6 protein-coding genes are annotated in these 11,490 nt (G+C 71.1%); 3 read left to right on the forward strand and 3 right to left on the reverse strand.

Going from position 1 to position 11,490, the window contains the following annotated elements; genetic code table 11:
• Positions 1-51: 51 nt before the first annotated feature.
• From OHA17_RS09865 to OHA17_RS09875, 3 genes are all read left to right on the forward strand, one after another.
• Complete coding sequence (locus OHA17_RS09865; protein WP_406505905.1) at positions 52-3,663, forward strand: beta-galactosidase; 3,612 nt, start codon at positions 52-54, stop codon at positions 3,661-3,663.
• Between the two features lie 607 nt (positions 3,664-4,270).
• On the forward strand, positions 4,271-5,497 hold the full coding sequence (locus OHA17_RS09870; RefSeq protein WP_406505907.1) for a thiolase family protein: 1,227 nt from the start codon (positions 4,271-4,273) through the stop codon (positions 5,495-5,497).
• Positions 5,494-7,626, forward strand: a complete 2,133-nt coding sequence (locus OHA17_RS09875) for a 3-hydroxyacyl-CoA dehydrogenase NAD-binding domain-containing protein (RefSeq protein ID WP_406505909.1) — start codon at positions 5,494-5,496, stop codon at positions 7,624-7,626. Before OHA17_RS09870 ends, OHA17_RS09875 begins: the two co-directional genes overlap by 4 nt.
• 170 nt (positions 7,627-7,796) lie before the next feature.
• On the opposite strand, the gene OHA17_RS09880 is transcribed toward OHA17_RS09875, so the two are convergent.
• The 3 genes from OHA17_RS09880 to OHA17_RS09890 all read right to left on the reverse strand — a co-directional run bounded on the left by OHA17_RS09880 (position 7,797) and on the right by OHA17_RS09890 (position 11,490).
• Complete coding sequence (locus tag OHA17_RS09880) at positions 7,797-8,948, reverse strand: hypothetical protein (RefSeq protein ID WP_406505911.1); 1,152 nt, start codon at positions 8,946-8,948, stop codon at positions 7,797-7,799.
• Between the two features lie 136 nt (positions 8,949-9,084).
• The gene (locus tag OHA17_RS09885) at positions 9,085-9,987 is read right to left on the reverse strand and encodes a hypothetical protein (RefSeq protein WP_406505913.1); all 903 of its coding nucleotides are present in this window, start codon (positions 9,985-9,987) and stop codon (positions 9,085-9,087) included.
• Positions 9,988-10,041: 54 nt separating this feature from the next.
• The gene (locus OHA17_RS09890; RefSeq protein ID WP_406505915.1) at positions 10,042-11,490 is read right to left on the reverse strand and encodes an amino acid permease; all 1,449 of its coding nucleotides are present in this window, start codon (positions 11,488-11,490) and stop codon (positions 10,042-10,044) included.

The raw sequence follows: 11,490 nt of genomic DNA on the forward strand, positions 1-11,490 counted from the left end.
CTGTGCGCCGCATCAGATTCTTTCAGTGCACCGCACCACGGAAGGAATGACATGCGCACGCCATTACGCGCGGCGGCTCTCGCGGTCACCACCGTGCTCGCCCTGGGCGCCGCCGGCCTCACCGCCACCGCGCCCACCGCACAGGCCCGCCCGAAGGCGCCGCCCGCCGCCCACACGGTCGGCCACGACGACCACGCCCTCACCATCGACGGCAAGCCGCTCTCCATCTGGTCCGGCGAGTTCCACTACTGGCGGCTGCCCAGCCCCGACGCGTGGCGCGACGTCCTGCAGAAGATGAAGACGGGCGGCTTCAACGCGGCCTCCATCTACTTCGACTGGGACTTCCACTCGCCCAAACCCGGGGTGTACGACTTCACGGGCGTCCGCGACGTCGACAAGCTGCTCGACATCGCGCGGGAGGTGGGGATCTACGTCATCGCCCGCCCCGGCCCGTACATCAACGCCGAGACCGACGGCGGCGGCTTCCCCGGCTGGCTGGTCACCCAGAAGGGCAAGGCCCGCACCACGGCGCCCGACTATCTGGCGGCCGCCGACGAATGGCTCTCGAAGATCGACCCGATCCTGGCCCGCCACCAGCTGACCAACGGCACCGGCACGGTGATCGCCTACCAGGTCGAGAACGAGTACTACCAGGACACCCCCGACGGCCACGCCTACATCCAGCACCTCGTCGACAAGGCGCACGCGGACGGCATCACGGTGCCGCTGACGGGCAATCACAACGGCGTGTTCGCCAAGGAACTCGACATCGACGGGCACGACTCCTACCCGCAGGGCTTCAACTGTTCCAGCCCCGACACCTGGCACGGGCTGCCCGATCTGTCCGGTGCGAAGAAGAGCGACGAACCACTGTTTCTGGCCGAATTCCAGGGCGGCTCCTTCGACCCGTGGGGCGGCCCCGGCTTCGACAAGTGCCGCCGGCTCACCGACGGCGACTTCGAGAAGGCCGCGTACGAGAACAACATCGCCTCGGGCGCCACGATGCAGAACTTCTACATGGCCTACGGCGGCACCTCCTGGGGCTGGCTGCCCTCGCCGAGCGCGGTCTACAGCTCCTACGACTACGGCGCGCCGATCCGCGAGGACCGCCAGCTCAGCGAGAAGTACCTGGTCGACAAGCGGCTCGGGTATCTGGTGCAGTCGGTGGCGCCGCTGACGAAGACGGAGGGCGTGACGGCGAGCGCGCCCGACAACACCGCGGTGCTGCGCCGCGACCGGCGCAACCCCGACGACGGCACCACGATCACGGTCGTGCGGCACAAGGACGTCAACAACAAGGCGAAGGACACCACGCACCTCGCACTCGGCGGGTACGCATCGGTGCCGCAGGAGCCCGGCACGGCCCTGACCGTCGACGGCCGCGACTCGAAGCTACTGGTCTCCGACTACGCCATGGATCACCAGCGGTTGAGGTACTCGACGTCCGAGCTCATGACGCACGGCACGTTCGGCACGCGGGACGTGGCGCTGCTCTACGGCCGGCACGGGCAGGACGGCGAGAGCGTGCTGCGGTACGCGGCGCGGCCCGGCGTGCGGGTGCTGAGCGGACAGGTGAAGCAGACCTGGGACGCGACGAGCGGCGATCTGCGCCTCAACTACACCCACGACGGTCTGACCCAGATCCTCATCACCCCGTCCGACGGCTCAACTCCACTTCTTCTACTGCTTTCTGACGATGCGACAGCCGACACGTACTGGCGGCTCGACACCCCGCAGGGGCCGGTCCTGGCGAGCGGTCCGGAGCTGCTGAGGACCGCCTCGTACGACAGGGGCGTACTGAAGCTCACCGGGGACACCGACAAGGCTGCCTCGCTGCACGTCCTGACCGGCGCGCCCGCGACGTCCGTCAGCTGGAACGGGCGGCCCGCGCCGGGCGCGCTCGACACGACGGGCAGTTTGCTTGCCGGACCCAAGCCGGTCTCCCTTCCCTCGCTGGGGAGTTGGAAGGTCCAGCGCGAGACGCCGGAGGCGGCGCCCGGGTTCGACGACGCGGCGTGGCGGGCCGCCGACAAGCCGGCGCTCTCGGCGGACGACTACGGCTTCCATGCCGGGTCGATCTGGTACCGGGGCCACTTCACGGCGGCCGGATCGGAGTCCGGGATCCAGGTCAACGCCAGTACGGGCAAGGGCGGTTCGTACCTGGTGTGGCTGAACGGCACGTATCTGGGCAGCTCCGCCGACGCGACCCATCTGTTCGCGGTGCCGGGCGGGGTCCTGAAGGCGGGCAAGGACAACGTCCTCGCGGTGCTCGCGGCCGACATGGCGCACGAACAGGACTGGTCGGCCGACGACAGCCACAAGCAGCCGCGCGGCCTGACCTCGGTGCGGCTCGTGGGCTCGGCGAAGCAGATCGGCTGGCGGCTGCAGGGCGCGCTCGGCGGCGAGGACCTCGTCGACCCGGTGCGCGGCGGGCTCAACACCGGTGGCCTGTACGGCGAACGCCAGGGCATGCACCTGCCCGGCTACCCGGACGGCGGCTGGCCCGCCACGTCCCTGCCGGACACGCGGGCGGGCGCGGCCGGGGTCTCCTGGTACCGCACCGGCTTCGACCTCGATCTGCCGCAGGGTCAGGACGTACCGCTGGGCCTGACGATCTCGGACGACAAGGCGAAGCACTACCGGGCGCTCGTCTACGTCAACGGCTGGATGACCGGCCTGTACGTGAACGACCTCGGGCCGCAGAAGTCGTTCCCGGTGCAGCCCGGGATGCTGCGCACCCACGGCCACAACACGGTCGCCATCGCGGTGATCGGCGAGGACGCGGCCGGCGACGGGCTCGGAAAGGTGACCCTGGACGCGTACGGGAACCACACGACGCCGCTGCGGTACGGGGACATCGCCTCGCCGGGCTGGTCGGCGACGGCGAACCGGGATCCCCGGGCGGGCGCGGACGTACGGATCGCTGCGCCGGACGCGATCGCGCGAGGCGCGGTGGGCGAGGTGACGGCGTCCTTCGCGCCGCGCCGGACCACGGCCCGGGACGCCTCTCTCACGATGCGGCTGCCCGACGGCTGGACGGCCTCCACGCCCCTCACCCAGCCGCTGGGGGACGTGCCGGCCGGGCGCACGGTGACGCGCACCTGGCAGGTGACGGCGGCGGGCGGTTCGAGGCCCTGGTCTTCGGTGCTCTCGGCGGCGGTCCGGTACCGGGGCGGCACGGCGTCCGCCGCGGTGGGTGTGGCCTCCCCGCCCCCTTCGCCGGGGGCCGGGGCGCACGACGTAGCCGATCTCGACTTCACCGCGACGAACGGGTGGGGGCCGGTGGAGCGCAACACCTCCAACGGGGAGGACGCGGCGGGTGACGGACGCGCGATGTCCATCGCGGGCGTGCCGTACGCGAAGGGCCTCGGGGTGCACGCGAACGGGGACGTGACGGTGTTCCTCGGCGGGGCGTGCTCGCGGTTCACGGCGTCCGTGGGGGTGGACGACGAGACGGGTGGCGGCGGCTCGGTGGCCTTCTCCGTCCTGGCGGACGGGCGTCCCGTGGCCGCGACGGCGGTGCTGCGGGGGCGGCAGGCGGCGATCCCGCTGGCCGCGGACGTGTCCGGGGCGCAGGTGATCGACCTGGTCGTGACCGACGGCGGCGACGGGAACGGGCTGGACCATGGGGACTGGGCGGGAGCAACCCTGACCTGCGGCTAGCCGGGCGTGGTGCGCCGGGGCTCCGCCCCAGACCCCGTTGAGCCCCACCCCGCCCCTTCCCTAAACCCGCCGGGGGTGGGGTAAGAGTGCGGGTAGGTGATGGGCGATGGGTGACAGCTCGGCTGCGACCGGTGATGCGTGGTGGCTTCGGCTGCGGACCGTGCGTGGCTGGTCGCGCAGTTCCCCGCGCCCCTAGCAGGGCCAACACCGGCCCGCGCGGGCAGCTTCAGCCCGCCCGGCGCACACGGACACCAGCCCACCCCAGCCCACCCCGCCGAACTCGTACATCAGCCCGCCCCAGCCCGTCCGGCGATTGAGGACGAGCGCCCTTAAGGCGCTAACGGGGTCTGGGGCGGAGCCTCAGGGTCCTTCACCCTCGGAGGCCACGCGGCGGAGCCGCAGAGTGTTACAGCGGGAAGGGGCGGGGTGGGGCATCCCAGGGTCTGGGGCGGAGCCCCGGCACGGTCACCCGGAGTGTGACGTTCGACGCTCCCGCCCCCGGGGCTGGGCAGTTTGGTTACTCGTAAGTAGCATGGGCGGGGTGAGCGCGCGCTCAGTCGCGTGCGCAGCAGTGCAGTGCCACCCCGCACCCTGGAGGAGAGCCATCGTGCCTCGTACCGTCAGGGACGTCGTCTTCGTCGACGGCGTCCGCACCCCGTTCGGCAAGGCGGGCCCGAAGGGCATCTACCACGAGACCCGGGCCGACGATCTGGTCGTCAAGGCGATCCGCGAGCTGCTGCGCCGCAACCCGGCCCTCGACCCCGCGAAGATCGACGAGGTCGCCATCGCGGCCACCACGCAGATCGGTGACCAGGGTCTGACCCTGGGCCGCACCGCCGGCATCCTCGCGGGCCTCCCGCAGTCCGTCCCCGGCTACTCCATCGACCGCATGTGCGCGGGCGCCCTGACCGCCGTGACCTCGGTCGCCGGCTCGATCGCCTTCGGCGCGTACGACGCCGTGATCGCCGGTGGCGTCGAGCACATGGGCCGCCACCCCATGGGTGAGGGCGTCGACCCGAACCCGCGGTTCGTCAGCGAGAAGCTGGTCGACGAGTCCGCCCTCTTCATGGGCATGACCGCCGAGAACCTGCACGACCGCTACCCGCAGATCACCAAGCTGCGCGCCGACGAGTACGCGGTGCGCTCGCAGGAGAAGGCCGCCAAGGCGTACGCCGACGGCAAGATCCAGCAGGACCTCGTGCCGATCTCCGTGCGCAACACCAACTCCGAGGTGGGCGAGACCGGTTGGGGTCTCGTCACCGCCGACGAGCCGATGCGTCCGGGCACCACCCTGGAGAGCCTCGCGGGCCTCAAGACGCCGTTCCGTGTGCACGGCAACGTCACCGCGGGCAACGCGGCCGGCCTCAACGACGGCGCCACCGCGTCGATCATCGCGTCCGAGGAATTCGCGCGGGAGAACAACCTCCCCGTGAAGATGCGCCTCGTCTCCTACGCCTTCGCCGGCGTCGAGCCGGAGGTCATGGGCTACGGCCCGATCCCGGCGACCGAGAAGGCGCTGGCCAAGGCGGGCCTGTCGATCGAGGACATCAACCTCTTCGAGATCAACGAGGCGTTCGCCGTCCAGGTCCTCGCGTTCCTGGACCACTACGGCATCGCCGACCACGACGCGCGCGTCAACCAGTACGGCGGCGCCATCGCCTACGGCCACCCGCTCGCCTCCTCCGGCGTACGCCTGATGACGCAGCTGGCCCGGCAGTTCGAGGAGCAGCCGGAGGTCCGCTACGGCCTCACCACCATGTGCGTCGGCTTCGGCATGGGCGCCACGGTCATCTGGGAGAACCCGCACCACAAGGACGCCGGAGGCAGCAAGTGAGCACCACCACCGCTGAGCTTCTCAAGGGCGCGGCCGAGCTGTTCCCGGACGAGGTCGTGACGTCCGCGCACGTACGCCACCTCGAACTGCCCTACGGCGCCGGGCGCTTCGCGCTCATCACGCTCGACAACGGCTTCGACCACACCAAGCCGACCACCTTCGGCCCTGGCTCGCTGGCGAACCTCAACGCCGCCATCGACCAGGTCGAGAAGGAGGCCGCCGAGGGCGCCATCGTCGGCGCCGGTGTCACCGGCAAGCCGTTCATCTTCGCGGTCGGCGCCGACCTCAAGGGCGTCGAGCTGCTGAAGAAGCATGAGGACGCGCTCGCCATCGGCAAGGGCGGGCACGAGGTCTTCAAGCGCCTTTCCGCGCTGGCCGTGCCGACCTTCGCGTACTACAACGGTGCCGCGATGGGCGGCGGTGTCGAGGTCGGTCTGCACTGCACCTACCGCACCGTCTCCAAGGCGCTGCCCGCGTTCTCGCTGCCCGAGGTCTTCCTCGGCCTCGTCCCGGGCTGGGGCGGCTGCACGCTGCTCCCCAACCTGATCGGCGCCGACAAGGCCGTCTCGGTCATCATCGAGAACTCGCTGAACCAGAACCGCCAGCTCAAGGGCAAGCAGGTCTTCGAACTCGGCATCGCCGACGCCCTCTTCGAGGGTGCCGACTTCCTGGAGCAGTCCCTCATCTGGACCGCGAACGTCCTGAAGGGCGACGTCACCGTCGAGCGCCCCGAGGTCGACCGCGGCGAGGCCTGGGACCAGGCCGTCGCCAAGGGCCGCTTCATCGCCGACTCGAAGGTGCACGGCGCCGCCCCGGCCGCCTACCGCGCCCTCGACATCATCGCGGCGTCCAAGGACGGCGACCTCCAGGCCGGCTTCGACGCCGAGGACACCGCGCTCGCCGACCTGATCATGGGTGGCGAACTGCGGTCCGGCATCTACGCGTTCAACCTGGTCCAGAAGCGCGCCAAGCGCCCGGCCGGCGCCCCGGACAAGAACCTGGCCCGCCCGGTGACGAAGGTGGGTGTCGTCGGCGCCGGTCTCATGGCCTCGCAGCTCGCCCTCCTCTTCCTGCGCCGCCTTGAGGTGCCGGTCGTCCTGACCGACATCGACCAGGAGCGCGTCGACAAGGGTGTGGGCTACGTCCACGCCGAGATCGACAAGCTGCTCTCGAAGTCCCGGATCAACCAGGACAAGGCCAACCGTCTCAAGGGCCTGGTCTCCGGTGTCCTCGACAAGGCCGAGGGCTTCTCGGACGCCGACTTCATCATCGAGGCCGTCTTCGAGGAGATCGGCGTCAAGCAGCAGGTGTTCGCGGAGGTCGAGGCGGTCGCCCCGGCGCACGCGATCCTCGCCACCAACACCTCCTCGCTGTCGGTCACCGAGATGGCGTCGAAGCTGAAGCACCCCGAGCGGGTCGTCGGCTTCCACTTCTTCAACCCGGTCGCGATCCTGCCGCTCCTGGAGATCGTCCGCGGCGAGCAGACCGATGACGTCTCGCTGGCCACGGCCTTCGGCGTCGCGCGCAAGCTGAAGAAGACCGCGGTCCTGGTGAAGGACGCCCCGGCGTTCGTCGTCAACCGCATCCTGACCCGCTTCATGGGCGAGATCCAGAACGTCATCGACGAGGGCACCCCGGTCGCCGTCGCCGAGAAGGCCGTCGAGCCGCTCGGTCTGCCGATGTCGCCGCTGGTGCTCCTGGAGCTGGTCGGCCCGGCCATCGGCCTGCACGTGTCCGAGACCCTCAACCGCGCCTTCCCGGACCGCTTCACGGTCTCCGAGAACCTGGCCGCGGTCGTGAAGGCCGGCAAGCGCGGCTTCTACGTCTACGACTCCGGCAAGCCGGAGCTGGACCCGGAGGTCGCCGCTCTCCTCAAGCAGGGCGATGTCGCCCTGACCGAGGAGCAGACCCGGGACCGCGTCCTGGACGCGGTGGCGCAGGAGATCGGTCTGATGCTGGACGAGGGCGTCGTCGCCGAGGCCCAGGACATCGACCTCTGCCTGATCACGGGCGCCGGCTGGCCCTTCCACCTGGGCGGCATCACGCCGTACCTGGACCGCGAAGGCGTCTCGGAGCGCGTGAACGGCAAGAAGTTCCTGGCGCAGGGCGTCGCGAGCGTCCCCGCGTAACACCGCTCCACAGCAGAGGCCCCGCACTTCGGTGCGGGGCCTTTGTCGTGCTCAACTCCCGGTCCGGACAAGGTTGTTGACGGTACGTCATGGATGTACGGGTCTCTTCACGCGCGGAGGCCCGGGACCGATCATGCGGTCCCGGGCCTCCCCGTGCGGTGCGGTGTGCGTCAGACCTGCTGCCAGGCCTCCAGGGCCAGGCCCGGCTCGTCCGTGCGCTGGCGGGTGATGCGCAGGCCGCCCTCCGGGGTGAACACGCCGAGGACGATCCGGCCGTCTGCGTCCAGCGTCAATGCCGGGGCGCCCGCGCAGACTTCGCCGGTCGGGGTCCAGGTGACTCCGGCGTCCTCCTGCTCGGTCGGGTAGGCCGCTATCGCGGGGCGGCCGTCGCGGTCCCGCTGGGCGAGCACCGTGCAGTCGACGCCGTCGATCTCCTTGCGCAGCAGCGCGACCGGGCCCGAACCCCGGCCGCCGAGCGACTCGGTGGGGCCGTCGCCGCGCCAGGCGCGCAGCTCGCCGGACTTGGCGTCGCGCAGGAAGAAGGTGACCCGGCCGCCCTCGCCGGTGACCAGGCCGGCGATGGTGCCGGTCTCCGGGTCGCCCGCCAGCTTCTCGATCTCCTCGAACTCGGCGTCCGCGGCGGCCCGTTCGAAGCGCATGATGCCGGTGTTGGACGGGGCGTGGAGGACCATCCGGCCGGCCTCGCCCGCCACGACCGATATCGACCGGTCGGCGCCGTTGCCGTTGAGGTCGGCCCAGCCCGCCCACTTGCCGGACGGCTCCTGGCCTCGCGCGGAGACCCCGCCGAAGGCGTTGCGCACCACGATCTGGGCGTTGCCCGCCGAGTCCACGCCCACCGAGGGGTGGCCCATCTTCAGGCCCTTCTCCCAGTCGCGGCGGGGGTAGGGGGAGCCGACCACGGCCCAGTTCTTGACCGGGCGGCCCGTCTGGTACTGGATGGCGTGGACGAGCTCGACCCAGGTGCCGCCGTCCTCCATGGGGGTGTGCCGCAGCGCCGTCATGTGCACATAGCCGTCGGCGCCCTGCGCGACCGAGAGGTGCGACTGGAGGCCCTTGCCCGGTGCGACCAGCTCGGGGCCCGTCCAGGCGCCGCCCGGCGACGACTCCGTCCAGCGGGCCACGCCGCCCGCGGCGGGCGCGTACGCGGAGAGCCGGCCGTCCTTGCCGAGCCGGAGCCAGCCGGTGACGGTGGGGCGGCCGTCCTCGGTCGCCACGACCGGGGTGGCGCGGGTCGGCGCGGTGACGATGCCGCCGGACCTGGCGGGCTCCCCGCCCGATGTCTGTCGAGACCTCAGTGCCATGGTCCACGACCACCTTTCCCCACCGGATCCGCGCGACGCGTCCGGGTCCAGCAAACCAGCGACTTTCTGCCGACCATAACACTGGTATGGGCCCTTGTTTTCCCCCGGGATTTCCGTCCCCACGTGCGGCTTTTCGTCACTCGGCACCAGGGCGGCGGGCGAGGTTCCGCTCGTGGTCGTTCACCCGGTCGGGTGAGTTCAGTCGGCACGTGCGTAGAGGACGGCTCCGTCGACGACGGCGCTCCGCTCGTACCGGGAGGCGAGGAAGCGGCGCAGGGTGGAGAGAAGGTCCGGGGCGAAGGGCTTGCCCCGGGAGTCGTCCACGACGAGGGCCGGGGGCCGGGCGGGGTGCGAGCAGGCCCCACAGCACGAAGAGGGCGCAGGCGCAGGCGGAGGTGAGCAGCGCGCTGGTGAGCCCGTACGTCGGCAGGATCTGGAGCGCGCCGGTGGCGAGCAGCACCAGGGGCGGGATGAGCTGGAGGTAGTAGTGGCCGAAGAAGTGGAAACCGAGCAGGACGGCCCCCGCCGACGCGATCAGCCAGAGCCACAGATCGGCGGCGCCGGTCCGCGCGACGCGCAGCACCCGCACGACCGGCGGAAGCAGCCCCGCACAGCCGGCGGACAGGATGGCGGTGTTGGTCAACCCCCGCAGCAGGACGTGGAGTTCGGACCCGGTGACGGGGCGAGGGCCGCGCCGCCGGTCTGTTTGGTGAGGCAGGCTCCGGCGACCGCGAGGCCGGCCCGGGTCCACCGGCCGCGGTCCGCGGTCCGCGGTCCGTACGGCCGCCGCCGTGAAGGGCAGCATGAACACCTCGAAGGTGGCGGCCTGGGCGTCCTCCGGGTTGAGCCCCACCGAGACCAGGAGGTAGAGGACGCCGGCCGCCCGGCCCGCGCGGTCGCCCCAGCGGCGGCGGGCGGTGGAGGCGAGCGCGAGCGCGGTCAGGAGCTGGGCGGCGGCCGCGGCGAGACGGAGCGGGCCGAGCGAACCGTCGCCGCACAGCACGAACGCGGCCCCGTACGCCCTGTTCACGAGGGACATACGGGGCCGCGGCGGAATCGGGCTCCGTTTACTGGGAGTTGTGTGCGGCGCGGGCTATTGGGAGTCGCGTCCGACACGGGCCTCGACCCGGCTGTGACTGCGGCCGTAGCCGAAGTAGACGACGACGCCGATCACCATCCAGACGCCGAACCGGATCCAGGTCTCGGCGGGCAGGTTGAGCATCAGCCACAGCGAGGCGGCCACCGCGGCCGCGGGCACCCAGGGCACCAGCGGAGTGCGGAAGGCGCGGGGCAGGTCGGGGCGGGTGTGGCGCAGGATGACGACGCCGATCGCGACGACGACGAAGGCGAACAGGGTGCCGATGTTGACCAGTTCGGCGAGCTCGCTGAGGCTGGTGAAGCCCGCGACGATCGCGATGATCACGCCGAGCAGGATGGTCGGCCGGTGCGGGGTGCGGAAGCGCGGGTGGACGTGGCAGAAGAACCGGGGCAGCAGCCCGTCCCGGCTCATCGCGAAGAACACCCGGGTCTGGCCGAGCAGCAGGATCATGCACACCGTGGTCAGACCCACGGCGGCGCCGAAGCTGATGACGCCGGCGAACCAGGGGTGGCCGGTGGCCTTGAAGGCGTCGGCGAGCGGCGCGTCCACCGAGAGGGCGGTGTAGTGCTGCATGCCGGTGACGACGATGGAGACGGCCACGTAGAGGATCGTGCAGATGAGCAGGGAGCCGAGGATGCCGCGCGGCATGTCCCGCTGCGGGTTCCTGGTCTCCTCGGCGGCGGTCGCCACGACGTCGAAGCCGATGAAGGCGAAGAAGACGACCGAGGCGGCGGTGAAGATGCCCATCACGCCGAAGTTGGTGGGGGCGTAGCCGGACATCAGCTCGATGAGCGGGGCCTTGAGGTTGCCGCCCGCGGTCTGCGGCTGCGCCTTGGGGATGAACGGCGAGTAGTTGCCGGACTTGATGAAGAACGCGCCCGCGACGATCACGATGAGGACGACGGTCACCTTGACGGCGACGACGACCGAGGTGACCCGGGCCGACAGCTTCATGCCGAGCACGAGGATGCCGGTGAGCACCAGGACGAGGGCGGCCGCCAGGATGTCGAAGCCGAAGCCGTGGGCGCCGTCGCGGCCGCTGAGCGACTCGGGCAGGTGCCAGCCCGCGTTGTCGAGCAGCGAGCGGACGTAGCCGGACCAGCCGACCGCCACCACCGCCGTCCCCAGGGCGAATTCGAGCACCAGGTCCCAGCCGATGATCCACGCGGGCAGCTCGCCGAGCGAGGCGTAGGAGAAGGTGTACGCGGATCCGGCCACCGGCACCGTCGAGGCGAACTCGGCGTAGCACAGGGCGGCCAGGGCGCAGACGATGCCCGCCACCACGAAGGCGAGGGAGACCGCGGGCCCGGCGTTCTCCTTGGCGACCTTGCCCGTGAGGACGAAGATGCCCGTACCGATGATGACTCCGACCCCGAAAACGGTGAGGTCGAGAGCGGAGAGGGACTTTTTGAGTGCGTGTTCTGGCTCCTCCGTGTCCTGCAT

This window comes from Streptomyces sp. NBC_00212 (genome assembly GCF_045206365.1).
GTDB lineage: Bacteria > Actinomycetota > Actinomycetes > Streptomycetales > Streptomycetaceae > Streptomyces.